General features: G+C 71.1%; 25 protein-coding genes. 4 read left to right on the top strand and 21 right to left on the bottom strand.

All coding sequences use genetic code 11. The features are described from left to right. Nucleotides 1-39: 39 nt before the first annotated feature. Complete coding sequence (locus AC5Y43_RS02340; RefSeq protein ID WP_499968889.1) at nucleotides 40-879, top strand: mycofactocin-coupled SDR family oxidoreductase; 840 nt, start codon at nucleotides 40-42, stop codon at nucleotides 877-879. Here the strand turns inward: AC5Y43_RS02340 and AC5Y43_RS02335 are convergent. Genes AC5Y43_RS02335 through AC5Y43_RS02310 form a run of 6 tightly spaced genes read right to left on the bottom strand, consistent with a single transcriptional unit; the run spans nucleotide 872 to nucleotide 7567 of the window. Continuing rightward, a complete protein-coding gene (locus AC5Y43_RS02335; RefSeq protein ID WP_499968887.1) occupies nucleotides 872-3556 on the bottom strand; it encodes a fumarate reductase/succinate dehydrogenase flavoprotein subunit in 2685 nt (894 codons plus the stop codon). The two genes, AC5Y43_RS02340 and AC5Y43_RS02335, sit on opposite strands and share 8 nt — an antisense overlap. Next, on the bottom strand, nucleotides 3553-4302 hold the full coding sequence (locus AC5Y43_RS02330; RefSeq protein WP_499968885.1) for an ABC transporter ATP-binding protein: 750 nt from the start codon (nucleotides 4300-4302) through the stop codon (nucleotides 3553-3555). The genes AC5Y43_RS02335 and AC5Y43_RS02330 overlap by 4 nt, the downstream gene beginning before the upstream one ends. After that, nucleotides 4299-5165 (bottom strand): ABC transporter permease, encoded by an 867-nt coding sequence (locus AC5Y43_RS02325; protein WP_499968883.1) that lies wholly within the window; start codon nucleotides 5163-5165, stop codon nucleotides 4299-4301. Before AC5Y43_RS02325 ends, AC5Y43_RS02330 begins: the two co-directional genes overlap by 4 nt. After that, entirely contained in the window at nucleotides 5162-6544 is a 1383-nt protein-coding gene (locus tag AC5Y43_RS02320; RefSeq protein ID WP_499968881.1) for an ABC transporter substrate-binding protein, read from the bottom strand. The genes AC5Y43_RS02325 and AC5Y43_RS02320 overlap by 4 nt, the downstream gene beginning before the upstream one ends. Nucleotides 6545-6581: 37 nt before the next feature. Further along, entirely contained in the window at nucleotides 6582-6809 is a 228-nt protein-coding gene (locus tag AC5Y43_RS02315) for a 4Fe-4S dicluster domain-containing protein (RefSeq protein ID WP_077098705.1), read from the bottom strand. Further along, nucleotides 6806-7567, bottom strand: a complete 762-nt coding sequence (locus AC5Y43_RS02310) for a GntR family transcriptional regulator (RefSeq protein ID WP_499968878.1) — start codon at nucleotides 7565-7567, stop codon at nucleotides 6806-6808. The genes AC5Y43_RS02315 and AC5Y43_RS02310 overlap by 4 nt, the downstream gene beginning before the upstream one ends. A gap of 194 nt (nucleotides 7568-7761) precedes the next feature. Here AC5Y43_RS02310 and AC5Y43_RS02305 point away from each other — a divergent pair, with 194 nt between their 5' ends. Then, the gene (locus AC5Y43_RS02305) at nucleotides 7762-8430 is read left to right on the top strand and encodes a response regulator transcription factor (RefSeq protein ID WP_499968876.1); all 669 of its coding nucleotides are present in this window, start codon (nucleotides 7762-7764) and stop codon (nucleotides 8428-8430) included. Here the strand turns inward: AC5Y43_RS02305 and AC5Y43_RS02300 are convergent. Further along, a complete protein-coding gene (locus AC5Y43_RS02300; protein WP_499968874.1) occupies nucleotides 8412-9791 on the bottom strand; it encodes a HAMP domain-containing sensor histidine kinase in 1380 nt (459 codons plus the stop codon). The two genes, AC5Y43_RS02305 and AC5Y43_RS02300, sit on opposite strands and share 19 nt — an antisense overlap. A gap of 70 nt (nucleotides 9792-9861) precedes the next feature. Between AC5Y43_RS02300 and AC5Y43_RS02295 the strand changes: the two genes are divergently transcribed. Continuing rightward, nucleotides 9862-10119, top strand: coding sequence for a hypothetical protein (locus AC5Y43_RS02295; RefSeq protein ID WP_499968872.1), 258 nt, complete (start codon nucleotides 9862-9864; stop codon nucleotides 10117-10119). Here the strand turns inward: AC5Y43_RS02295 and AC5Y43_RS02290 are convergent. Genes AC5Y43_RS02290 through AC5Y43_RS02270 form a run of 5 tightly spaced genes read right to left on the bottom strand, consistent with a single transcriptional unit; the run spans nucleotide 10100 to nucleotide 15450 of the window. Then, nucleotides 10100-12937 carry an aminotransferase class I/II-fold pyridoxal phosphate-dependent enzyme gene (locus AC5Y43_RS02290; protein WP_499968868.1) on the bottom strand — a complete coding sequence of 946 codons (2838 nt, stop codon included), beginning with the start codon at nucleotides 12935-12937 and terminating at the stop codon, nucleotides 10100-10102. The two genes, AC5Y43_RS02295 and AC5Y43_RS02290, sit on opposite strands and share 20 nt — an antisense overlap. A 4-nt stretch (nucleotides 12938-12941) precedes the next feature. Beyond that, nucleotides 12942-13307, bottom strand: coding sequence for an antitermination protein NusB (locus AC5Y43_RS02285; protein WP_499968866.1), 366 nt, complete (start codon nucleotides 13305-13307; stop codon nucleotides 12942-12944). Then, entirely contained in the window at nucleotides 13304-13768 is a 465-nt protein-coding gene (nusB, locus tag AC5Y43_RS02280; RefSeq protein ID WP_499968864.1) for a transcription antitermination factor NusB, read from the bottom strand. Before nusB ends, AC5Y43_RS02285 begins: the two co-directional genes overlap by 4 nt. Before the next feature lie 9 nt (nucleotides 13769-13777). After that, nucleotides 13778-14341 (bottom strand): elongation factor P, encoded by a 564-nt coding sequence (gene efp, locus AC5Y43_RS02275; RefSeq protein WP_499968862.1) that lies wholly within the window; start codon nucleotides 14339-14341, stop codon nucleotides 13778-13780. Nucleotides 14342-14355: 14 nt separating this feature from the next. Beyond that, nucleotides 14356-15450 (bottom strand): M24 family metallopeptidase, encoded by a 1095-nt coding sequence (locus AC5Y43_RS02270; protein WP_499968860.1) that lies wholly within the window; start codon nucleotides 15448-15450, stop codon nucleotides 14356-14358. Nucleotides 15451-15483: 33 nt separating this feature from the next. Between AC5Y43_RS02270 and AC5Y43_RS02265 the strand changes: the two genes are divergently transcribed. Continuing rightward, on the top strand, nucleotides 15484-16161 hold the full coding sequence (locus tag AC5Y43_RS02265) for a B-4DMT family transporter (RefSeq protein ID WP_499968858.1): 678 nt from the start codon (nucleotides 15484-15486) through the stop codon (nucleotides 16159-16161). On the opposite strand, the gene aroQ is transcribed toward AC5Y43_RS02265, so the two are convergent. The 9 genes from aroQ to alaS form a co-directional block, all read right to left on the bottom strand. Then, entirely contained in the window at nucleotides 16158-16610 is a 453-nt protein-coding gene (gene aroQ / locus AC5Y43_RS02260) for a type II 3-dehydroquinate dehydratase (RefSeq protein WP_499968856.1), read from the bottom strand. The two genes, AC5Y43_RS02265 and aroQ, sit on opposite strands and share 4 nt — an antisense overlap. Then, nucleotides 16607-17686 (bottom strand): 3-dehydroquinate synthase, encoded by a 1080-nt coding sequence (gene aroB, locus AC5Y43_RS02255; protein WP_499968854.1) that lies wholly within the window; start codon nucleotides 17684-17686, stop codon nucleotides 16607-16609. Before aroB ends, aroQ begins: the two co-directional genes overlap by 4 nt. Continuing rightward, nucleotides 17683-18210 carry a shikimate kinase gene (locus AC5Y43_RS02250; protein WP_499968852.1) on the bottom strand — a complete coding sequence of 176 codons (528 nt, stop codon included), beginning with the start codon at nucleotides 18208-18210 and terminating at the stop codon, nucleotides 17683-17685. Before AC5Y43_RS02250 ends, aroB begins: the two co-directional genes overlap by 4 nt. Then, nucleotides 18210-19424, bottom strand: a complete 1215-nt coding sequence (gene aroC / locus AC5Y43_RS02245) for a chorismate synthase (RefSeq protein WP_499968850.1) — start codon at nucleotides 19422-19424, stop codon at nucleotides 18210-18212. The genes AC5Y43_RS02250 and aroC overlap by 1 nt, the downstream gene beginning before the upstream one ends. A gap of 71 nt (nucleotides 19425-19495) precedes the next feature. Continuing rightward, entirely contained in the window at nucleotides 19496-19915 is a 420-nt protein-coding gene (locus AC5Y43_RS02240; protein ID WP_499968848.1) for a prepilin peptidase, read from the bottom strand. A gap of 10 nt (nucleotides 19916-19925) precedes the next feature. Continuing rightward, nucleotides 19926-20732: a shikimate dehydrogenase gene (locus AC5Y43_RS02235; RefSeq protein ID WP_499968846.1), complete on the bottom strand. Its 807-nt coding sequence runs from the start codon at nucleotides 20730-20732 to the stop codon at nucleotides 19926-19928. Beyond that, nucleotides 20710-21918: an endolytic transglycosylase MltG gene (mltG, locus tag AC5Y43_RS02230; RefSeq protein WP_499968844.1), complete on the bottom strand. Its 1209-nt coding sequence runs from the start codon at nucleotides 21916-21918 to the stop codon at nucleotides 20710-20712. Before mltG ends, AC5Y43_RS02235 begins: the two co-directional genes overlap by 23 nt. Then, entirely contained in the window at nucleotides 21911-22402 is a 492-nt protein-coding gene (gene ruvX, locus AC5Y43_RS02225; RefSeq protein ID WP_499968842.1) for a Holliday junction resolvase RuvX, read from the bottom strand. Before ruvX ends, mltG begins: the two co-directional genes overlap by 8 nt. Beyond that, nucleotides 22403-25105, bottom strand: coding sequence for an alanine--tRNA ligase (gene alaS, locus AC5Y43_RS02220; protein WP_499968840.1), 2703 nt, complete (start codon nucleotides 25103-25105; stop codon nucleotides 22403-22405). Nucleotides 25106-25149: the final 44 nt, after the last annotated feature.

Raw genomic sequence — 25149 nt, 5'->3', positions numbered from 1 at the left:
GCTTCCTGATCGATCGACAAACACAAGTGAGGTGCAGTCATGGGTGGACGGGTGGAGGGCAAGGTCGCGCTGATCAGCGGGGCGGCCCGCGGCCAGGGGCGCAGTCACGCCCTGCGGCTGGCGGAGGAGGGCGCCGACATCATCGCGGTCGACATCTGCAAGCCGGTCAGCAGCAACACCGTGATCCCGCCGTCGACACCGGATGACCTCGCCGAAACCGCCGACCTCGTCAAGAACCTCAACCGCCGCATCGTGACCGCCGAGGTCGACGTCCGCGACTACGACGCCCTGAAGGCGGCGGTGGACGGCGGCGTCGAGCAGCTGGGCCGCCTGGACATCATTTGCGCCAACGCCGGAATCGGCAACGGCGGCCAGACCCTCGACAAGACCAGCGAGGACGACTGGCGCGACATGATCGACGTCAACCTGTCGGGGGTGTGGAAGACCGTCAAAGCCGGTGTCCCGCACCTGATTTCCCAGGGCCAGGGCGGGTCGATCATCCTGACCAGCTCGGTCGGCGGCCTGAAGGCCTACCCCCACACCGGCCACTACATCGCCGCCAAGCACGGCGTGGTCGGGCTGATGCGGACCTTCGCGGTCGAACTGGGTCAGCACTTCATCCGCGTCAACTCCGTGCACCCCACCAACGTGAACACCCCGATGTTCATGAACGAGGGCACGATGAAGCTGTTCCGGCCGGACCTGCAAAACCCGGGCCCGGATGACCTCAAGGTCGCCGCGCAGTTCATGCACGTGCTCCCGATCGGGTGGGTCGAGCCGGCCGACATCAGCAACGCGGTGCTGTTCCTGGCCTCGGACGAATCCCGCTACATCACCGGCCTGCCCGTCACCATCGACGCGGGCAGCATGCTCAAGTGACGTCCAGCGCGCGGCGCGCGTAGGCCCGCACGTCGGCGTCGCCGTCCTTGAGCGCGATGCCCAGGGCGTCGCGGGCGGCGGGCTCTCCCGCCCACCGGGTCAGGCTGAGCACGGCCGCCTTGCGCACGTCGAGGTGCGCGTCGGCCAGCGCCTCGCCCAGGCGCGGGATCGCGAGCCCGGCCGCCGCGCCGGACAGCGCGCGGGCCGCGCCCTCCCGCACCTGCCAGGCCGGCGCCCGCAGGGCGCGTTCGACAGCGGCGAAATCGTCCGGCCCGCAACCCAATTGACCGAGCGCGGCCAGCGCGGCGGCGCGCACCAGCGGGTCGGGGTCGGCCACCAGCGCGCTCACCGCCGCACCACCGTCCCCCAGGGTCGCCAGGCCCGCGGCCGCCGCGATCCGGACCTCCCGGCTTTCGTCGCCGGTGGCGGCGACCACCCCGGCCACGTCGTCGACCGACACCAGTGCGCGCACCGCCTCGATGCGCACCCGGTGGTCCGGATCGTCCAGCGCGCGCCGGTACTGCGCGCCGTCACCGGCGCGGCGCGCGGCCAGCAGGTAGACGGCGGCCGCGCGCACCACGGTGTCGGCCGAGCGCAGGTACGGCTCGACACCGCCCGGGTCGGGCAGCACCTCGACCAGCTCGCGGACGCCCTCGGCACCGGCGCGGCGCACCGCGGCGTCGGTGTCGTCCAGCGCCGCGAACAGGGCGGGCGCGTAACCGTCGGGGATGTGCTCGGTCAGCGTGACCACCGCGGTGCGGCGCACCCCCGGATCGGCGTCGGCCAGGTACGGCCGCAGGTCGGCGATCGTCGGCTCCTGCAGCGCCAGGACCTCGGCGATGCGCGGCGACGGCGGCTCGAACGCCGTTGCGGGCGCGGCGATCCGGGACCGGGTGGTGGGCGGGGCCTGCCCGCCGACCAGCGGCGGCTGCTCCACCTCGTACACCGCCTGATCGGTCGGCGGCAGGCCGTCGAGCTCCGGGACGGGCACGAAATACGGTGCGACGGGCCGCTTCAGGAACACCATCTCGCCGCCGGGCCCCTTGCGCAGGTTGAGGTGGTAGCCCCACTGGCTGTCGTCACGGCCGGGCAGGTCGGCGCGGTCGTGGTAGAGGCCCCAGCGTGATTCGGTGCGGGTGAGCGACGAGCGGGCGGCCATCTCGGCGCAGTCCCGTATGAACGACACCTCCACGGCGCGCATCAGCTCGTGCGGGTTGTGGGCGCCCATCTCGGCGATCTCCTCGCGCATCCGGTCGAAGGTGCGCACCGCGATGGACAGCTTGGCCGCGGTCTTGGGCGGCGCCACGTAGTCGTTGACGAAGCGCCGCAGCTTGTATTCGACCTGCGGCTGCGGGGGGCCGTCCGGGTGCCGCAGCGGCCGGTAGATCAGCTCGTGCGCCTCGCGCAGCTGATCGTCCGGGAGCCGTTGCGGCGCAGCCAGTTCCCGCAGCGTGGAGGCCGCGTGCGTGCCGGCGAGGTCGCCGAACACGAACGCCCCGATCATGTAGTTGTGCGGGACGCAGGCCATGTCCCCCGCCGCGTAGAGCCCCGGAACGGTGGTGCGGGCGTGCTCGTCGACCCACACCCCCGACGCGGAATGCCCGCTGCACAAACCGATCTCGGAGATGTGCATCTCGATGTCGTGGGTGCGGTAATCGTGGCCGCGGTTGGCGTGGAAGGTGCCGCGGGTCGGGCGCTCGGTGGTGTGCAGGATGTTCTCCAGCGCGCTCACCGTCTCGTCGGGCAGGTGCGACACCTTGAGGTAGATGGGCCCGCGGGCGGAGTCGATCTCGCTTTTGACCTCGGCCATCATCTGCCCCGACCAGTAGTCGGAGTCGACGAACCGCTCGCCGTGCGCGTTGACCTGGTAGCCGCCGAACGGGTTGGCCACGTACGCGCACGCGGGCCCGTTGTAGTCCTTGATCAGCGGGTTGACCTGGAAGCACTCGATTCCCGACAGCTCCGCGCCCGCGTGGTAGGCCATCGCGTACCCGTCGCCGGCGTTGGTCGGGTTCTCGTAGGTGCCGTACAGGTAGCCCGACGCGGGCAGGCCCAGCCGCCCGCAGGCGCCGGTGGCCAGGATCACGGCCTTGGCGCCGATCGCATAGAACTCGCCGGTGCGCGTGTGCAGAGCGGCGGCCCCCACGGCGCGCCCCTCGGAGACCAGCACCCGCACCGGCATGAGCCGGTTCTCGATGCGGATCTTCTCCCGCATCGCGCGCTGCCGCAGCACCCGGTAGAGCGCCTTCTTGACGTCCTTGCCCTCCGGCATGGGCAGCACGTAGGAGCCCGAGCGGTGCACCCGGCGCACCGCGTACTCCCCGTGCTCGTCCTTTTCGAACTTCACCCCGTAGCGCTCCAGGCGCTGCACCATCGCGAAGCCGCGGGTCGCCGTCTGATAGACGGTGCGCTGGTTGACGATTCCGTCGTTGGCGCGGGTGATCTCGGCGACGTAGTCCTCGGGCTCGGCCTTGCCGGGGATGACGGCGTTGTTGACCCCGTCCATGCCCATCGCCAGCGCGCCGGAGTGCCGCACGTGGGCCTTCTCCAGCAGCAGCACCTGCGCCCCGCTCTCGGCGGCGGACAGCGCGGCCATGGTGCCCGCGGTGCCGCCACCGATCACCAGCACGTCACAGTCGAGGCGCAGCGGCGCCCCCGGATCGGGAATCTGCATCATGCGGCCACCGAATGGTCAAGCGCGGCAATGACTTGCGCGTACAGCTCCTCCGCGGGCGCGTCGCTGCGCGGATCGGGCACCTCGATCGAGGCGCGGGGCGGCTCCCCGGCCCGGCCCAGCACGACGATCCGGTCCCCCAGCGCCAGCGCCTCGCTGACGTCGTGGGTGACGAAGACGATCGTGGTCGGGTGGGTGCGCCAGGTGTCGATGAGCAGCCGCTGCATGGCGGCGCGGGTCTGGGTGTCCAGCGCCCCGAACGGCTCGTCCATCATCACCGCGCGCGGCGCCCCGGCCAGTCCGCGGGCCAGCTGGACGCGCTGGCGCATCCCGCCGGACAGGCTCTTGGGCAAGAAGTGACCGAAGCCGCCCAGGCCGAGCTCGGAGATCCAGCGCTCGGCCGCCGCCCGCCGGGTGGCCCGCGGCTCACCGCGCAGCCGCAGCGCCAGTTCGATGTTGGACCGCACCGTGCGCCACGGCAGCAGCGCGTTGTCCTGGAACACCATGCCGCGGTCGCCGGAGGTGGTGGTGACCTCGGCGCCGTCGGCCAGCACGCGGCCGTCGTCGGGGGTCAGCAGGCCGGCCAGCGCGCGCAGCACGGTCGACTTGCCGCAGCCCGACGGCCCGGTGAGCACCAGGATCTCCCCCGGCCGCACCGCCAGGCTCAGCCCATCGATGACGGGTTTTCCCGTGTAGGACAACCGGACTCGGTCCAGCTCGAGACTCATCCCAATGTTTTTCGCGGTCATCTCGCTCCTTCCTGTGCGCGCGGCAGCCACCGGGTCACCCGGCGGCCCACCAGCTCGACGGCCGCCGACGTCGCGAACCCCAGCACGCCGATGGTGATGATCCCGACGAACACCTGCGGGTAGGCCAGCACGGTGTAGTCCTGCCAGGTGCGGTAACCGACCCCGAGGCGGCCCGAGATCATCTCCGCGGAGATGACGCAGATCCACGCCACCCCCATGCCCACCGACAGCCCGCCGAACACGCCCGGCAGGATGCCCGGCAGCACCACCTGGCCGAGCACCTGCCACCGGCCGCCGCCCAGGGTGCGCACCGAGTCCTCCCACAGCGTGGGCAGCGCCCGCACCGCGTGCCGGGTGCTGACCATGATCGGGAAGAACGCCGCCAGGAACGTGATGAACACGATGCCGGCCTCGTCGGTCGGGAACAGCAGGATCGCCACCGGCACCATCGCGATAGCGGGGATGGGCCTGGCCAGCTCCGCCAGCGGGCCGAACGTGTCGGCGAACAGCCGCGAGCGGCCCAGCAGCACGCCGGCCGCGACGCCGACCACGGCGGCCAGCCCGAAACCGGTGAGGATCCGCAGCAACGACTGCGCCAGGTCGAGCCAGTACTCTCCTGCGCCGAGCCGGCGGCCCAGCGCGTGCACGATCTCGGTGACGGTGGGCAGCGTGTCGAACCGCAGCAGCAGCCGCACCCTACCGGCGGTGAGCAACTGCCACAGCCCGATCGCGGCGGCCACCGACGCCAGCCGCAGCAGCCGCGACCGCCACGGCCGCGACGCCCAGGCCGACGGGCGCGGGGCGGCCCCCGGTACCGCGGCGGGCAGCGGAACGGCAACCCGTTCGCTCAACTCGGCGGTCATACCGAACCTCCCACTGCTCGTTGGTAATCCACGGTGGTGCTGCCCTGATGCGCGGCGAGGTAGCGGCGCGCCCCGGCCGACGTGCCGAACGGGTAGTAGGCCTGCCCGTCGCGCACCCACACCGCCTTGTCGGCGAACCATCGGGTCCCCAGCTCGGTGTCCGGGACGTAGGCCGCGCGGACCTTGGCGCCGCGCGCGGTGGCGTCCCTGATCGCCTGCAGCAGGCCGGTCGGGTCGGCGACGGTCTGGGTCGCGTCGGCCCCGTCCAGCCACAGCTCGCTGGCCCGGGCCGGATCACCGCGCAGCACCGACGGGTTGGCGGTGCGCGCCAGCGCCGCGTCGTAGTCCAGGCCGCGGGCGGCGAACACCGCGCGCAGCGGTGAGTCCACGACGAACTTGCCGATGTCGAGGTCGGCGAAGTCGCCGATCGACTTCAGGTACGGCACATCGCTTTTCAGCGCCTCGACCAGCGATCCCTTGAGCGTGGTGTCGAACGACGTCCCGCCGGGGCCGTTGTAGAGGTACACCACCTCCTGCGGCAGCCCGCTGACCTGGGCCACGATGCGCGCCGCCTCCAGCGGCTTCTGGTTGAGGAAATCCGTGGCGTCCAGTTGGGCCTGCAGGAAGGCGGCGAGCACCTCGGGGTGGGCGGACGCGTACGAGCGCCGCACCACCACCCCGTGCAGGGTGGGCAGGTTCAGCTCGGCGCCGTCATAGAGCAACTTGGCCTTGCCCTGGTAGACCAGCAGCCCGGGCCAGGCGACGAACTGCGAAAGCGCCTGCACCTGAACGGATTCCAGCGCCGAGGCGCCGATCTGGGGCTGCTGGTTGAGCACCTCGACGCCGGTCACGTTGGCCCGGGCCAGCGCGCGCACCAGCGTGCCGTGGCCGGCCGAGCCCACGCTGGCCGAGACCTTCGCCCCGGCCAGGTCTCCCAGCGTGCTCGCCGCCGAATCCGGGTTCACCACAACCATGTTCAGCGCGCCCTTGGGGTTGTAGCCGGTGACCGACACCATCTCCGTGCGGGCCCGCGCGTTGGCCTGCGTCTTGGACCCGTTGATCAGCATCGGGTAGTCGCCCATCGAGCCGATGTCGATCTTCTCGGCGAGCATCTGCGCGGTGATCGGGGCGCCGGTGTCGTAGTCCTGCCAGCGCACCGCGTATCTGGTTCCGGTGCGGGTGGTGATGTCGGCCAGTCGGCGTTCCAGGTAGCCCTGCGCGCGCAGCAGCGCGCCGGCGGTGACGGTGTTGATGGTCTTGGACTGGTAGCCCACCACGACGTTGACCACGCCGGAGGACTGCGACAGCGATTCGAGCGAGCAGCCGGAGACCAGCGCCGCCACCGCGATGAGCACCGATAGGACGGTGTTGGGTTTCATTGGGGGCCTTGTGATTTCAGCGTGATCTCAGCGCATCTCAGCGCAGCAGATAGGGCATGTTGACGGTGACGGCGCCGGTGGGACAGCGGGCCGCGCAGGGGCCGCAGTACCAGCATTCGTCGACATGCATGAAGGCCTTGCCGGTGTCGGGGTCGATGGCCAGCGCGTCCAGCGGGCAGACCTCGACGCACAGCGTGCAACCGTCGATGCACAGCGACTCGTCGATCGTGACCGGCACGTCCGCGCGGTTGTTGACCAACGTCATAGCTTGCTCCTCAATAGGCTGCCGCGCATGGTGATTCGGTCGCCACGCATCCGGATGTACTCCAAGTCAACGGGTCTGCCGTCGTCGAGGCTGGTGAGACGCTCCAGCATCAGCAGCGCGGCCCCGTCGGGCACCTGCAGCGTGGCCGCCGAGTGCGCGTCGGCGGGGATGGCCTCCAGCGCCAGCGACGCCGACCCCAGCCGCCGCCCGCTGACCCGCTCGATGAGCCCGAACAGGTCCTGGCTTTCCAGGCAGGTTTCCAGCGAGTGGTCCAGGATCTGCGCGCCGATGTCCGGGACCAGGTAGGTCAGGTCGAGGCTGAGCGGCAGGTCGCCCAGGTAGCGCAGCCGCTCGATGAACACCGCCTGCTCGCCCGGCTCCAGCCGCAGCCGGCGGGCCACCGACGGCGGGGCGGTCACCGCCATGGCGGCGCGCACCTCGTTGCGGACCTCGCCAAGGTCTTTGAACGTCTCCTTCAACCCCAGCAGCGCGTCGAGGCCGTGGGTGTACTTGCGCTGGGCGACGTGGGTGCCGACCTTGGGCCCGCGGTCGATCAGCCCTTCGCGTTTGAGGACGGTGAGCGCCTCGCGAACGGTGTTGCGCGACACCGAGAATTCGGCCGCCAGGTCGTGTTCGCCGGGCAGGCCGTCGGGGTAGGCGCCGGCGTGGACCTGCTGGCGCAGGACGTCGGCGACCCGGCGGGCCCGGTCGGACCGGGACCCCGGGAAAGGTCCGCCTATCGGTACTGGGTGCGCCACGCCGTCACGCTAACCCGGGTCGGGGGTCCGTTCCGGGCGGCCGCGCGGGGCCCGTCGGGGCAGCCTAGGGCATTGCGCCGGGCGCGATTCGGCGGCGACCAGCGCAAACCCGCGCGCGGCGCGCCAATGCGCCACCCCGGCGCGCGCGCCGCCTTTGCGATCCCGGTGAGCGAAACGGGCGGTAGCGTAGCGACATGCGGGTCCTACTCGTCGAGGATGAGCGGCGATTGTCGGCGACGGTGTCGATGGGGCTGAAGGCCGAGGGCTTCGTCGTCGCGGCCGTCGAGACCGGCGAAGAGGGCCTGCAGGAGGCGCTGACCGACGGCTTCGACGTCGTCGTCCTCGACATCATGCTCCCCGGCCGCAGCGGGTACGAGGTGCTGCGCCGGATGCGCGCGCGGAACGTATGGACCCCGGTGCTGATGCTGACCGCCAAAGACGGCGAGTACGACGAGATCGACGCGTTCGATCTGGGGGCGGATGACTATCTGACCAAACCGTTTTCGTTCCGGGTGCTGGTGGCGCGGCTGCGGGCGCTTGCTCGTCGCGGTGCACCCGAGCGACCGGTCGTGTTGAGCGCCGGAACGCTGTCGCTGAATCCCGCGCGGCACACCGTCCAACGCGGCTCGACCCCGATCGCCCTGACGCCCCGCGAGTATGGGCTGCTGGAGTTCCTGATGCGCAACCAGGACCGGGCGGTGACGAAGGCCGAAATCCTGCGCAACGTGTGGGACGAACACCACGACGGCCCGGACAACGTCGTCGAAGTGTACGTCGGCTACGTCCGCCGCAAGATCGACGTTCCCTTCGGCACCAACACCATTGAAACGGTCCGCGGCGTCGGCTATCGGTTGGTGTGCTGAGGCAGCACCACGACCGCGCGCGTCCCCCCGCCGGGCCGCTCGTCGAGGGTGATCGTGCCGCCGTGCGCGGCGACGACCTCGGCGACGATCGCCAGGCCCAGGCCGGCGCCGCCCCCGGCGCGGGAGCGGTCGGAGTCCAGGCGCACGAAGCGTTCGAACACCCGCGCCCGGTCCGCCGGGGCGATGCCGGGGCCGTCGTCGCAGACGGTGAGCGTGGCCGTCCCGTCTCGGTCGGCCACCTCGATCCCGATATGCGAATTGGCGTGGCGGACAGCGTTATCCACCAGGTTGCGGATCATCCGCGACAACGCCGCCGGGTCACCGGTCAGGCGCGCCGGGCCGATGTCGGTGACGACCGCGCACGCCGCCTCGCGACGCGCCCGGGCCGCCTCGGCCTCGGCGAGCTCGTGCAGGCCCACCTCCTCCTGCTGCAGCGTCAGGCGCTTCTCGTCGGCGCGGGCCAGCATCAGCAAGTCCCGCACCAGCACGTGCATGCGTTGCGCCTCGGGCAGCAGGGTGCTGACCGCGAACTCCGCGTCGAGCAACTCGGGATGGGCCTCGGCAACCTCCAGCCCGGAGATGATGGTGGTCAGCGGGCTGCGCAGTTCGTGCGAGGCGTCGCCGACGAAGCGCTGCTGCGCGCGATGACCGGCCTCGATGCGCGACAGCATGTCGTTCATGGTCACGGCCAGGGCCGAGATCTCGTCGTCGCCGTCGGGCACGGGCACCCGCCCGGACAGATCCGACGCGGAGATTTCGGCCACCCGGCTGCGGATCGCGTCCACCGACTGCAGGGACCGGCGCACCAACCGGTAGCTGGCGGCCGCCGCCACCGCGGTGATGATCGGGGCGCCGCACGCCAACAGCAGCGCGGCCGTCCGCGCGGTCGCCTCCACCGCCTCGCTGCCGCCGCCGACGATCACCGTGAAATCTCCCCTCCCGGTCGTCACCCGCTGACCGCTGGCGCGCATGTCGTCGCCGGCCACCGCGTCGTCGGGCATGCCGCGGCGCAGGTCGTGCCCGAACTCGGTGACCGCGACCAGCGGCGTCCTGGGCGCCAGGCCGGAACGCTTCACCACGTTGCCCCCGGGGTCGATCACCTGGATCGCGACCACCCGCTGGTTGGTGCTCAGCAACGCCTCGTCGAGTTCGCCGAGTTCGCCGGGCGGATCGGCCCGCAGGGCGTCGGCGATGATGCGGACCTTGGCCGCGGTGGCATCGTCGACGCCCGCCAGCAGCGACCGGTAGAGGATCGCGTCGAACACGGCACCGGCGAACGTGAGCGCGATCAACACGGCCGCCGCCGATACGGCGGCCGAGCGAGCGGCGACCCCCAAGCGGAAGGGCGACAACGAACGCACCCCCACGACTGTAGATTCTGCCGGGCGCCTCTCAGCCGCTTCTCAGCACCCTCGTCGTAGGCTGGCGCCGATGGAGGCGATGAAGCCACTGCACGTCGCGCATGCACTGATCGGCGCGGCCATGGTGGTCCTCGCGGCCGGCGTCGGGGTCAGCGCACCGCCGGCCGGCGCCGACCCGGGCGCGTTCGGCACGCTGACCTGCGGCTGTCATCCAAAAGGCCCGGCCGGCAGCGCGATTCGGCGCGACGAGATCACCCGCGGAATCCGAGAGAGCCTGACCGAGTGGTCGCCGGGCGCGCAGCGCCAGCTCAGCGGTCGGATTCGCTGACCGCCGCCACGGCGCTGTCGCCGTTGCGCGCAGCAGCATCGGCGGGCAGCTCGAACGCGGGGTAGGCCGAACCGACCGCGGCCGCCGCCGCGTTGCGCTGGGCCTCCATCCGGGCCAGCGCCGCCTCGGTGAACACCGACAGCCCCAAATCGGGGTTGTAGCCGTGGATCTCCTTGACGTCGAGCTGGGCGAGGAAGTACACGATCTCCTTGGAAACCACCTGCCCTGGCACCAGCACCGGGAAGCCGGGCGGGTAGGGCACCACGAACGTCGTCGAGACCAGCGTCTTGCCCTCGGCCAGCCGCCGCCCGGCCATGCCGATCAGCACGTGCTCGCGGTCCGACTCCTCGTACCCGGCGTAGAACGCCGACCGCATGTCGCCGAACTTGCAGGCGTCGACGGGACGGAAGGCCACGTCGAATTCGCTGAAGTCGGGCAGGTGCGGCAGGTCCTCGGTGATCTCCTCGACCCGCCGCCGCTGCAGGTCGCGGTCCTCCTTGCCCCCGGCGCTGTGGTTGCGTTCGAAGTCGGTGGCGATGCGCCGCAGCACGTCGAGCAGGTAGTGCACGCTCGACCAGGTGACCCCGATGGTGAAGATCAGCAGCACGCTGTTGATCGAGGTCTTGTTGATCTGGATGCCGAACCGGTCCATCAGGATCTTCTCGCGGAAGTCGTACCCGTTCATCCCGGTGTCGCCGACGAACAGCGTGACCCGCGTCGCGTCCAGCACGAACTGGTCGGAGCGCCACGCCTCGTTCCACTCGGCCAGCGCGCCCTGGCGCACCTCGCGGTAGGAGCTGACGCACGACGCCCGGAACTCGTCGGGCACCAGGTCGGACTCGTCGAGGATGCGAAACCACTTGCTGATCAACCGGTCCCGGCGCACCCGGTGCCGGAACACCAGCGCCATGTTGTACACGTTGCGGACCAACTCGAAGCCCTCGATGTCGACCTGCCGGCGCGCCAGGTCCAGCGACGCGAGCAGCTGCTGGTTGGGCGACGTCGAGGTGTGGGTCAAAAACGCCTCGGCGAACGCGTCGCGGGTCAGCGCCTTGAAATCCTGATCGCGCACGTGGACCATCGACGCCTGCCGCAGCGCCGACAGCGACTTGTGCGTCGAGTGCGTCGCGTACACCCGCACCCGCGCGCGGGCGGGGTCGGGCAGCAACCGGCGCTCGAGCCACTCGGAGCGGTCGACACCTTCCATCTCCGCGGCCCAATCCCTATACTCCGCAGCGTATTCCGGCGATCCCAGCATCTGCTCGAGACGATCGGCGGACACCATCGCGGTGCGCTGCCGCGCCCACGGCACCGCCGTCGCGAACGCGTACCACGCCTCGTCCCACAAGAAGCAGATGTCCGGCTTGATCGCCAGCACCTCCTCCATCACCCGGCGCGGGTTGTAGACGACGCCGTCGAAGGTGCAGTTGGTCAGCAGCAGCATGCGCACCCGGTCCAGCTGGCCGGTCGCCTCGAGATCGAGCAGCGTCTTCTTGATGGTGTGCAGCGACACCGCCCCGTAGATCGCGTACTCGGGCAGCGGGTAGGCGTCCAAATACAGCGGGTACGCCCCGGCGAGCACCAACCCGTAGTGGTGCGACTTGTGGCAGTTGCGATCGATCAGCACGATGTCGCCGGGCCGGGTAAGGGCCTGCACGACGATCTTGTTGGCCGTCGAGGTTCCGTTGGTGACGAAGTAGGTGTGGTTGGCGTTCCAGGTGACGGCCGCCTTGTCCATCGCCTTCTTGATGTTGCCGTGCGGGTCCAGCAGCGAGTCCAAACCCCCCGAGGTGGTCGACGTCTCGGCCATGAAGATGTTGCGGCCGTAGAACTCGCCCATGTCCTGCAACGACTTCGAGTTGAATATGCTGGCGCCGCGGGCGACCGGCAGCGCGTGGAACTGGCCGACCGGGGCCGCCGCGTAGGCCCGCAGCGCGTCGAAAAACGGTGTGGCGAAACGGTTTCGCAGTCCCGCGAGCACCGTGCTGTTCAGGTCGGTGACGTCGTTGAGCCGGTAGAAGGTGCGGTCGTAGACGTCGGGTTCGTCCTCGGTCTCCGCGGCGATCGACTCGTCGGTGAGCAGGTAGAGGTCGATGTGCGGCCGCAGCTCCCGGATCCATTCGGCGCATTCCACCCAGTCCTGGGTGTCGCCGGCCACCACGTCGTCGCACGCCGCCCCCAGCAGCGTGGTCATCAGCGGCACCCGGTCGCGCGAGCGCAGCGGCAGATCGTGGCGGATGATCGCCGCCTGGATCTCGCCGTTGAGGGCGACCGCGGTGACGGCGTCCTCGATGCTGCCCACCACCAGCAGCTCGTACTGAACCTCGTCGGACGGGTTGCGCAGCGCCCGTAGGCATTCGGCAAGGCTGTCGGGGGCCGTCACCGGGGAATCGTCGGCCAGCAGCACCGTGTAGAACTGCTGTTGTTTGGCCTGGGCGACCAACTCCTGCTCGGCCAGCGGCGCGGAGGTGTCGAAAAGCCCGGCGCGGTCGCCGTATTCACTGAGCAGCCGCACCGCCAGCGAGACCTCCTCGGCCAGCCGCACCGTCGACAGGCTCTCCAGGTGGGCGCGAAACGTCGCCAGGTTGCGCGCGCCGGGGTACAGCCAGTAGCGCTCGTAGGCGCCGATGCGGTCCATCAGGCGCTTCACCCGGGCGAGGTCGTGGGCCTTGTCCAGCCCGGCGAGGTCGACCTCGCACAGGCGACGGCACGCGTCGTCGAGCAGGTTCCAGGTGTCCACGCGCGTGTACGACGGGTTGGCCACCGCCGCCAGCGCGGACACACGAAGTCGTTTCGGGCGGGCGCTATCTCGGCTCATGGAGCTATTGTGCGCCCTCGTCTTCGCCGTTGCGGCTCAATCGGCGCAGCACCGGCAGCTCCCGGCCGCGCACCGGCAGGGCGGTGACGTCGGTCAGCGAGCGCACCACGGCCTGCGTCAGGCCCATCAGGGCCGCCATCACCGGCAGCAGCGGCTGCAGGGGGCGGGCCGCGGAGCGGACCGTGCTGATGCGGCGGGCCATCACCAGGCGTTCGATCGAGTGATACAGCCAGGCGCCGACGCCCAGCGCGTAGATCGCCAGCGCCGACGCGGCGATGGCCCACCCGTAGGCGGCGCACACGACGGCGCCGAGCACCACCGACGCCGCCAATACCGCGGCGACGACAACACGCAGCTCCAGTTGGGTCACGTGTCCTGGCTGCCCCGGACCGCGCGGGCCGCCGCCCGGATCTGCGGCGTCACCAGCATCACCTGGCCCAGCACCCCGTTCACGAAGCCCGGCGATTCGTCGGTGGACAGCTCCTTGGCCAGCTGCACGGCCTCGTCGACGGCGACGGGCTCGGGGACGTCGTCGGCGTAGAGCAGCTCCCACACCGCCACCCGCAGGATGGCCCGGTCCACCGCGGGCAGCCGGTCCAGCGTCCAGCCCTGCAGGTGCGAGCTGATCAGGTCGTCGACGTGTGCGGTGTGCTCGCCGACCCCCCGGGCCGCCGCGGCGGTGTAGGGGTGCAGCGGCGCCACGTCCGGGTTGGTGCCGGCCAGCGCGGTGCGCGCGTCGACGAGCTCGGCCGGGCCGAGCCCGCGGGCCTCGGCCTCGAACAGCAGGTCGACGGCGCGCTTGCGGGCCTGATGACGTCCCTTAGCAGGCATGCGGCCTGCTCACGCGTTGACGCGGCCCAGGTAGCTGCCGTCGCGGGTGTCCACCTTCAGCTTGTCCCCGGTGTTGATGAACAGCGGCACCTGGATCTCCGCCCCGGTTTCCACGGTGGCGGGCTTGGTGCCCGCGCTGGACCGGTCGCCCTGCAGGCCGGGCTCGGTGTGGGTGACCTCCATCTCGACCGACACCGGCAGCTCGATGTACAGCGGCGCGCCGTTGTGGAACGCCACTTGCACGGGCAGGCCCTCCAGCAGGAACCGGGCGGCGTCGCCGACCAGGGACTCCGGCAGCGGGTGCTGTTCGTAGTCCTGGCTGTCCATGAACACGAAGTCCGACCCGTCGCGGTACAGGAAGGTGGTGTCGCGGCGGTCCACGGTGGCGGTGTCCACCTTGACCCCGGCGTTGTAGGTCTTGTCGACCACCTTGCCCGACAGCACGTTCTTGAGCTTGGTCCGCACGAACGCCGGCCCCTTGCCGGGTTTGACGTGCTGGAACTCGACGATCTGCCACAGCTGGCCGTCGATGGCCAATACCAGTCCGTTCTTGAAATCGGCAGTCGTTGCCACGGTCGGTGTGTCTCCTAGAGGATGGCCAGTTCCTTGGGGAACCGGGTCAGCAATTCCGGGGTCTTCGCGGTCACCACCAGGGTGTCCTCGATGCGGACACCACCACGGCCCGGTAGATAGACGCCGGGCTCCACGGTCACCACGGAGCCCGCAAGCAGTGTACCGGCGGACGTGGCCCCGATTCCCGGCGCTTCGTGGATCTGCAGGCCCACGCCGTGCCCCAGCCCGTGGCCGAAGTGCTCGCCGTGGCCGGCGTCGGCGATCAGCCGGCGCGCGGCGTTGTCCACGTCGCGCAAACCGGCGCCCGGTTCCAGCGCCTCTCGGCCGGCCCGCTGCGCGTCAGCGACCAGCTGGTAGATCTCGAGCTGCCACTCGGCGGCCCTGCCGAGTACGAAGGTGCGGGTCATGTCGGAGTGGTAGCCGGCCACCAGCGCGCCGAAGTCGATCTTGACGAAATCCCCGTCGGCCAGCACCGCGTCGGTCGGGCGGTGGTGCGGGATGGCCGAATTCGGCCCGGCGGCCACGATGGTCTCGAACGAGATCGCGTCCGCGCCATGGTCGAGCATCAGGGACTCCAGCTCGCGGCTGACTTCCTTCTCGGTGCGGCCGGGGCGCAGGCCGCCGCGCGCCACCAGCTCGGCGAGCGCGGCGTCGGCCGCCTCGCAGGCCAGCCGCAGCAGGGCCACCTCGCCGGCGTCCTTGATTTCGCGCAAAGCCTCGACGGTCCCCGCGGCGCGCACCAGCTCGGTGGCGGCGTTGCGGTCGTCCAGCTCGCCGCGCAGCGCGTCGAAACCGTCGACGGTGACCACGTTGCTCTCGAAGCCCAGCTTGCCCACACCGGCGTCGCCCGCCCGGCCCGCCAGGTGGCGCCCGACGGCCCGCTCGATGGCGACCTCGAGATCGGGCGCCTGCTTGGCGGCCTGGGTCCGGTACCGGCCATCGGTGGCCAGCACGGGGTCGCGGTCGTCGGCGAACACGAGCAACGCGCCGTTGGAGCCCGAGAATCCGGACAGGTAGCGGACGTTGTTCAGGTCCGTGACCAGCATCGCGTCCAGCCCGCCGGCCCCGATTTGCGCTTTCAGCTTGTCTCGCCGCTGGGAATGTGTCACGACCCTTGACGGTACTCGCTACGCTTTTCCTTCATGAGGAACTGGATGCTGCGCGGATTGGTGTTCGCCGCGGCGATGGTGGTCGTCCGTTTGATTCAAGGTGCGCTGATCAACGCGTGGCAGACGCAGGCCGGGCTGATCAGCATGGTGCTGCTGCTGTTGTTCGTCATCGGTGTCGTCGTGTGGGGTGTACGCGACGGCCGCGCCGACGCGACGGCCAACCCCGATCCGGATCGTCGCCAGGATATGGCGATGGTCTGGCTGCTGGCCGGCATCACCGCGGGCCTCCTCGGCGGCTTGGTGTGCTGGCTCATCGCGCTGGTGTACAGCGGGCTGTACACGGGGGGCTTCATCAGCGAGTTGACGACGTTCGCGGCGTTCACCGCGCTGCTCGTCTTCCTGCCCGCAATCATCGGCGTGGCCGTCGGCCGCTGGCGCATCGATCGCAACCCGCCACCGCGCCCGCACGGCGCGTCCGACGACGAACGCGCCGACACCGACGTCTTCTCGGCCGTCCGTGGCGACGAGACGCCGACCGGCGAGATCCCCGCGCAGACCGCCACCGGCGCGGCGGCCGAGGAACGCACCGGGTCGGTCGCTACCGCCGAACGGGACGCCGAACGGGACGCGCCGACGGAATCCATACCGACCGCCGACGACCCCAAGACCGAGGTCATCCGCACCGATCCCGACGCCAAGCGGGAGCGCTAGCCGCCGACGTTGCCCTCGACGTTTGAGGCGAGGTAGCGCAGGGCGAGCAGGTAGCCCTGGATGCCCAGCCCGACGATGACTCCGGTCGCGACCGGGCTGATGTAGGAGTGGCGCCGAAACTCCTCGCGCGCATGCACGTTGGAGATGTGCACCTCGATCAGCGGCGCGCGCAGCTCGGCGCACGCGTCCCGCAGGGCCACCGACGTGTGGGTGAGGCCGCCTGCGTTGAGGATCACCGCTTCGCCGGCGTCGGCGGCGTCGTGGATCCAGTCCAGCAGCTCGGCCTCGTTGTCGCTTTGCCGCACAACGGCTTTCAGACCCAGAGCTGCGGCCTCGCGCTCGACGAGCGCGGCGAGCTGCTCGTGCGTGGTGTCCCCGTAGACGTCGGGCTCGCGCCGGCCCAGCCGGCCGAGGTTGGGTCCGTTGATGACGTTGACGGTGCTCGTCATTGCGCCTCCAGTCCCGCGTACGCGGCCGCCAGTAGCGACGGGTCCGGCCCGGTCAGCCGGCCCGGCTTGGCCAGGCCGTCGAGGACCACGAAGCGCAGCACGCCGGAGCGGGTTTTCTTGTCGCCGGCCATGTATTCCACCAGCTGCGGCAGCGCGTCGGCGTCGTAGCTGACCGGCAGGCCGAGCGAGGTCAGGATGCTGCGGTGGCGCTCGGCGGTGTCGTCGTCGAGCCGGCCGGCGAGTCGCGCCAACTCCGCGGCGAACACCAGGCCCACCGACACCGCGGCGCCGTGGCGCCACCGGTAACGCTCCCGGCGTTCGATCGCGTGCCCCAAAGTGTGGCCGTAGTTGAGGATTTCGCGCAGCTCCGACTCCCTCTCGTCGGCGGCGACGACTTCGGCCTTGACGGCGATCGCGCGCCGGATCAGCTCGGGCAGCACGTCGCCGGCCGGATCCAGCGCGGCCTGCGGGTCGGCCTCGATGAGGTCCAGGATCACCGGGTCGGCGATGAAGCCCGCCTTGACCACCTCGGCCATCCCGGCGACGAGTTCGTTGCGCGGCAAGGTTTTCAGCGTGTCCAGGTCGACGAGGACGGCCAGCGGCTGGTGGAACGCGCCGACCAGGTTCTTGCCGGCGTCGGTGTTGATGCCCGTCTTGCCGCCGACGGCCGCGTCGACCATGCCGAGCAAGGTGGTGGGCACGTGCACGATGTCGACGCCACGCAACCAGGTGGCCGCCGCGAAGCCGGCGACGTCGGTGGCCGCGCCCCCGCCGAGGCTGACCAGCGCGTCCTTGCGGCCAATCCCGATGCGGCCCAACACCTCCCAGATGAATCCCACGACGGGCAGGTCCTTGCCGGCCTCGGCGTCGGGGATCTCGATGCGGTGCGCGTCAATCCCCTTGTCGGCCAAGCGGCTTCGAATCGCCTCGGCGGTCTCGGCCAGCACCGGCTGGTGCAGGACCGCGGCCCGGTGCCGGCCTTCCAGCAGTCCGTCCAGCTGGTCGAGCAGCCCGGCGCCGATCAGTACCGGGTACGGCTGGTCGACGGCCACGTGCACGGTGACCGGTGAGTTCATGTGGTCGCCCCGGTCTGGGCCGCCGGCAAGCGCGAAAGGATGTGGCGGACAACGGCCCCGGGGTTGCGCCGGTTGGTGTCTACCCGAACGGTCGCGACGCGCCGGTACAGCGGGACCCGCTCGGCCATCAGGGCTTTGAATTTCTCGGCGCGGTCGGGGCCCGCCAGCAGCGGGCGCACGGTGTTGCCGCCGGTGCGCCGCACCCCCTCCCGCGCGCCGATCTCCAGGTAGACGACCGTGTGGCCGGCCAGCGCCTCGCGCACACCCGGGCTGGTGACGGCGCCGCCGCCCAGCGACAGCACGCCGTCGTGGTCGGCCAGCGCCGCGCGCACCGCGGCCTCCTCGATGCGGCGGAACTCCTGTTCGCCGTCGGCGGCGAAGATGTCGGCGATGCTGCGGCCGGTCTGCTGCTCGATCGCCGCGTCGGTGTCGAGCAGGCCGACGTCGAGCGCCTTGGCCAGCCGGCGCCCGATCGTGGACTTGCCGGAGCCGGGCAGCCCCACGAGCACCGCCTTGGGTGCCATCACGCGGTCCCCCGCGCCGCCGGCGACTCCCGGTCGGCGACCGCGCGCCGGTAGGAGTCGATGTTGCGGCGGACCTCGGTCAGCGAGTCGCCGCCGAACTTCTCCAGCGCCGCGCGGGCCAGCACCAGCGCCACCATGGTCTCGACGACGACCCCGGCGGCGGGTACCGCGCACACGTCGGAGCGTTGGTGGATGGCGACGGCCTCGTCGCCGGTGGCCATGTCCACGGTGGCCAGCGCCCGCGGCACGGTGGAGATGGGCTTCATCGCGGCCCGCACTCGCAGCGGCTGCCCGTTGGTCATGCCGCCCTCGAGGCCCCCGGCGCGGTTGGTCGAGCGGACCACGCCGTCGGGGCCGGGGTACATCTCGTCGTGCGCCCGGCTGCCGCGGCGCCGCGCGGTTTCGAAGCCGTCGCCGATCTCGACGCCCTTGATCGCCTGGATGCCCATGACCGCGGCGGCCAGCTGGCTGTCGAGGCGGTTGTCGCCGCTGGTGAACGAGCCCAGGCCCACGGGCAGGCCCAGCGCCACGACCTCCACGACGCCGCCGAGGGTGTCGCCGTCCTTCTTGGCCGCCTCGATCTCGGCGATCATGGACTGCTCAGCCGCTTCGTCATAGGCGCGAACCGGGCTGGCGTCGATCGCGGCCAGGTCCTCCGGGCGTGGCGGCGGGCCGTCGTAGGGCGCCGACGGGCCGATCGCGATGACGTGCGAAAGCACCTCGACGCCCAGCGCCTGGCGCAGGAAGGAGCGCGCGACGGTGCCGGCCGCGACGCGGGCGGCGGTCTCGCGGGCGCTGGCCCGCTCCAGGACCGGCCGGGCGTCGTCGAAGCCGTATTTGAGCATGCCGGCGTAGTCGGCGTGGCCGGGCCGCGGCCGGGTGAGCGGCTCGTTGCGGGCGGATTTTTCCAGTTCCGCCAGCTCCGACGGGTCGACCGGGTCGGCGGCCATCACGGTTTCCCACTTCGGCCACTCGGTGTTGCCGATCTCGATGGCGATGGGCCCGCCGAGCGTGACGCCGTGGCGTATCCCGGACAGGATGGTCACCGCGTCGCGCTCGAACTTCATCCGCGCGCCGCGCCCGTAGCCGAGGCGCCGGCGGGCCAGCTGGTCGGCGATTTCGGTGGAGGTGACGCCCACGCCGGCGACCATGCCTTCCACCACGGCCACCAGCGCGCGGCCATGGGATTCTCCGGCGGTGATCCAGCGCAACACCCGACAATTCTCCCATGCGCGCGGGCGTGCTCCGTGCTCCGGCCGTTGACTCTGATATGGGGCGACGTTTGTCAAGTAGGCAGGGTGAGCGCCACGGCCGCGGCGGTGGCCAGGCACATCGACGGGCCGTGCGGGACCGCGCGCACGCCGCGCATCAGCCCGACCACCCCGACCAGGGCCGTCAGCACTGGTGCGCCCAGCGCCGCCAGAAACCACGCGCCGGCGCCGAAACAGCCGGTCAGCCCGCCCAGTCCGATCGCCAGCTTGACGTCGCCGGCGCCCATCGCCGCCGGCGCCACGAGGTGGACCAGCAGATACACCCCGGCCAGCGCCGCCGCCCCGGCCACGGCGGGCAGCCCGCGGCCGGCCACCGCTGCGCCCAGCAGGATCACCCCGGCCCCGGGCAGCGTCAGCGCGTTGGGCAGCCGCCGGCGCCGGATGTCGCAGACGCTCAGCGCGCCCATCCACAGCAGCACCACCGCGGCCGCCATGCGCGGCACGTTAGCCCAACGCGGCAGCCATCGCCGCTCGCGGAGCCGGCAACCCGGTGAATTGCTCCACCTGGGAAAACGCCTGGTGCAGCAGCATCTGCAGGCCGTCGATCACCCGGCCGCCCGCGGCGGCCACCGCGTCGGCCAGCGGCGTGGGCCACGGGTCGTAGACGGCGTCCAGCAGCACCGGGACCTTCGCGAACGTGTCCGCATACCGGGCGGCGACGTCGGCCGGAATGGTGCTGACCAGCACCTGCGCGCCGGCCACCTCGTCGGCCAGGCCGCCGTCGTCCAGCGCGCAGAACCGCGTCGCCACGCCCAGGCGCGTGCCGAGCTCGACCAGCCGGGCCGCCTTCCGCGGGTCGCGCGCGACCACCGTGATGCCGGCGACGCCGAGTTCGGCCAGGCCCGCGACCGCCGCCGGCGCGGTGCCGCCCGATCCACAGACCAGCGCGCGTCCCGAGGCCGATCCGAGCGCACCCGACACCCCGTCGATGTCGGTGTTGTCGGCGCGCCAGCCCGCCGCCGTGCGCACCAGGGTGTTGGCCGAGCCGACCGCGGCGGCGCGCTCGGTGCGCTCGCCGGCGAAGCGCAGGGCGGCGAACTTGCCCGGCATGGTCACCGACACGCCGACCCACTCCGGTCCGAACGAGCCGACCAGGCCCGGCAGCTCCTCGGCGGAGCACTCGATGCGCTCGTAGGTCCAATCGTCGAGTCCCAGCGCGCGGTAGGCGGCCAGGTGCAGCTCCGGGGAGCGCGAATGCGCGATCGGCGAGCCCAGAACGGCCGCCTTCCTAGCGCGCTGAGTCGAGGACACCGTTGCGCTTAGCCAGCTCGATGTTGGCCAAATGCTGCTGATAATCCTTCGTGAACAGCGTCGTGCCCTGGGCATCGATGGTGACGAAGTACAGCCAGTCACCCGGCTCCGGGTGTTCGGCCGCCCGCAGCGCGTCGACACCCGGCGAGCAGATCGCCGTGGCGGGCAGCCCCGCCGACACGTAGGTGTTCCACGGGGTGCGCTGGGCGCGGTCGGCGTCGGTGGTGGCCACCTCGCGGCGATCCAGCGGGTAGTTCACCGTCGAGTCGAACTCCAGCGTGTGGCGCGCCTGCAGGCGGTTGTAGATGACCCGCGCCACCTTCGCGAAGTCCTGCGAATTGGACTCCTGCTGCACCAGCGAGGCGACCACCAGGATGTCGTAGGGCGACAGGCCCAGCGCGTGCGCGGTGTCCAGCAGGCCGGACTTCAGGTATTCGACGGCGCCGGCGCTGATCAGCTCGGTCAGGATGCTTTGGGCGGGCGCCGCGGGGTCGACGTTGAAGGTCCCCGGCGCGATGAGGCCCTCGATGCGGCGATGGTCCTTGCCCAGCTCGGTGACGGGCTCGGTGGCCCACGCGGGCACGGCCAGCACCGCGGGGGTGGTGTTGGTGGCCGCCGCGCGCAGGTCGTCCACGGACACGCAGCGGTGGTCTCCGTCGAGATCCACACAGGTGGCGCGCGAGATCAGCGTGAGGATGCCGGGGTTGACCTTGTTGGTTTTCATGTCGGTGGTGTCGTCGAGCTGACGGCCCTCCGGGATGACCAGGCGCCCCACCCGGCTGTTCGGGTCGGCCAGCCGCGCCACGGCGTCGGCCGCGGGGATTTCGGTGCGCATCCGGTAATAGCCGGGCTGGATCGAGTCGATCTTGCTGTTGCCGTGCGCGGCGTTGACGAACGCCCGGACCGTCTTGACCACCTGCTGGTTCTGCAGCGTCTGCCCGACCATGGTGGTCGAGTCGCCGTCCTGCACATGAATCACGATGTCGCGCTTGCCGTCTCCGCTGTAGTCGTCACCGGTGCCGAACATCGAGCTCCACAGCCGGGTACCGGCGAACACACCGGCGACGAGGACCACGACGAACACCACGAGCGCCACCCGGCCCATGACGCGGCGGCGCTTCTTGCCCTGGGCCTCGCGCCGGCGCGCCGCCCGGTCGAGCCGCGTTCGGCGTGCGCTGTCAACCACGGGCGGCCCCCCGGCGCGCGTCCAGCCAGCTCTGCAGGATCGCCACGGCCGCCGCCTGGTCGATCACACTGCGCTGCTCGCGGGCCCGCACACCGGCGGCCCGCAGCGAACGCTGCGCGCTCACGGTGGTCAGCCGCTCGTCGGCGAGCCGCACCGGCGTGGGCGCGATCCGCCGGGCCAGCGTGTCGGCCAGCGCGATCGCGTCCAGGGCCGACGGCCCGGTCCGGTCGGCCAGGGTGCGGGGCAACCCGACGACCACCTCGACGGCCTCATGCTCGGCGGCGAGCGCCGCCAGCCGGCGCAGGTGTTTGCCGGAGCGGTCGCGGCGCACCGTCTCCACGGGGGTGGCCAGGACGCCGTCGGGGTCGCTGACGGCCACGCCGATGCGCACGCTGCCGACGTCGACGCCGAGGATTCTGCCGCGGCCGGGGTCCTGGGCGGGATCGCCGGGCCGGTCGGGCGCGCGGTGCTCGGTCAAGACCACTCAGCCGACCCGCGCAATCGCCCGGTGCACTGCGGCGAGCGCGGCGTCGATTCCCGACGGGTCTTTCCCGGAACCCTGTGCCAGGTCGGCCTTGCCGCCGCCGCGGCCGTCGACGGCCCCGGCGAGCTGCTTGACCAGGTCGTTGGCGCGGATCCCGAGGTCCTGGGCGGCGGCGTTGACGGCCACCGCGTACGGGACCGTGGCGCCCTCGCCTTCGGCTATCAGCGCCACCACGGCCGGGTCGCTGCCCAGCTTGCCCCGGACGTCGCCGACCAGGGAGCGCAAATCCGCCGCCGTGATCCCCCCGGCCATCCGCTGCGCCACCACCCGCACGTTACCGATCCGCTCCGCGCCGGCCGCGGCGTTGGTCGCGGCGGCCCTGGCGCCGGCGAGCCGGGCGCGCTCGAGCTCCTTCTCGGCGGCCCTGAGCCGCTCCACCAGGTTGGCCACCCGGGCGGGCACCTCGTCGGAGGGCACCTTCAGCGACGACGCCAGCCCGGCCATCAGCGCGCGCTCCTTGGCCAGGTGCCGGAACGACTCCAGCCCCACGTAGGCCTCCACCCGGCGGACCCCGGAGCCGATCGAGGACTCGCCCAGGATCGTCACCGGGCCGATCTGCGCGGAGTTGTGCACATGGGTTCCGCCGCACAGTTCCAGCGAGAACGGGCCGCCGATCTCGACCACCCGCACCTCGTCGGGATAGGCCTCGCCGAACAGCGCCATGGCGCCCATCGCCTTGGCCTTCTCCAGCTGCTCGGTGAACGTGTGCACCTCGAAGTCGGCCTGCACGGCCTCGTTGGTGACCTCTTCAATCTGGGTGCGCTGGTCCTCGCTCAGCGGCCCCTGCCAGTTGAAGTCGAACCGCAGGTAGCCCGGCCGGTTCAGCGACCCGGCCTGAACGGCGTTGGGACCCAACACCTGTCGCAACGCGGCGTGCACCATGTGGGTGCCCGAATGGCCCTGGGTGGCGCCCCGGCGCCAGCCCGGGTCGACGGCGGCGACGACGGTGTCGCCCTCCACGAATTCCCCGGACTCCACGTTGATCCGGTGCACCCACAGGGTTTTGGCGATCTTCTGTACGTCGGTGACGGCCGCGCGGGCGCTCTCGTTGGCGCCGGTGCCGCTGATGGTGCCCTCGTCGGCGATCTGGCCGCCCGACTCGGCGTAGAGCGGGGTGCGGTCCAGCACCAGCTCAACCCGGTCGGCCCCGTCGGCACCATGGGCGACCACCGGCACCCGCTTGCCGTCCACGAAGATACCCAAAATCTTTGCCTCGGAAGCTAATTCGTCGAACCCGGTGAACTCGGTGGGCCCGGCGTCGACCAGCTCGCGGTAGGCGCTCAGGTCGGCGTGCGCATGCTTGCGCGCGGCGGCGTCGGCCTTGGCCCGGCGGCGCTGCTCGGCCATCAGTTCCCGGAAGCCGGTCTCGTCGACCTGCAGGCCGGCCTCGGCGGCCATCTCCAGGGTGAGCTCGATCGGGAAGCCGTAGGTGTCGTGCAGGGTGAACGCGTCGGAACCGGACACCACGCCGGTGCCCGCGGCCCTGGTGGCGCCGGCGACGTCGTCGAACAGCTTCGAGCCCGACGCGAGCGTGCGGTTGAACGCGGTCTCCTCGGCGACGGCGATGCGCCGGATCCGGTCGAAGTCGGTGACCAGTTCGGGGTACGACGGGCCCATCGCGTCGCGGACGGTGGCCATCAGGTCGCCGACGATCGGGTCCTCGATACCCAGCAGCTTGGCCGAGCGGATCACCCGGCGCAGCAGCCGGCGCAGCACGTAGCCGCGCCCGTCGTTGCCGGGGCTGACGCCGTCGCCGATCAGGATCGCCGCGGTGCGGCTGTGGTCGGCGATGACGCGGTACCGGACGTCGTCCTCGTGGCTGCCCACGTCGTAACCGCGCGGCGCGCGCGTGGCCACCAGATCGATCACCGGCCGGAGCAGGTCGGTCTCGTAGACGTTGTGCACGCCCTGCAGGATGAACGCGACCCGCTCGACGCCCATGCCGGTGTCGATGTTCTTGCGCGGCAACGGCCCGAGGATCTCGAAGTCCTCCTTGGACGTGCCCTCGCCGCGCTCGTTTTGCATGAACACGAGGTTCCAGATCTCGATGTAGCGGTCCTCGTTGGCGATAGGGCCGCCCTCGACCCCGAATTCCGGCCCGCGGTCGTAGTAGATCTCCGAGGACGGGCCGCACGGCCCGGGGATGCCCATCGACCAGTAGTTGTCGGCCATGCCGCGGCGCTGGATCCGCTCGGCCGGTAACCCGGCGATCTCCTGCCACAGCACGAAGGCCTCGTCGTCGTCGAAAAATACGGTGGCCCAGAGCCTTTCGGGATCGAGGCCGTATCCGCCGTCGGCCTCGTCGTCAATAGGATTGGTCAGCAGCGACCAGGCCAGCTCGATCGCGCGGCGCTTGAAATAGTCGCCGAACGAAAAATTGCCGGCCATCTGGAAGAAGGTGTTGTGCCGGGTGGTGATGCCCACCTCGTCGATGTCGGGGGTGCGGATGCACTTTTGGATGCTGGTGGCCGTCGGGTACGGCGGCGTGCGCGCGCCCAGGAAGAACGGCACGAACTGGACCATTCCGGCGTTGACGAACAGCAGGTTGGGGTCGTCGAGGATCACCGAGGCGCTGGGCACCTCGGTGTGGCCGGCCTTCACGAAGTGATCGAGGAATCGCTTCCTGATCTCGTGTGTCTGCACTTGAGTCCGTTTCTTCCTGTTGGGTTCGGCTTGGTCAGCCTATT

This window comes from Mycobacterium sp. NGS57 (assembly GCF_059812405.1).
This window is presented reverse-complemented; position numbering and strand designations above follow the sequence as displayed.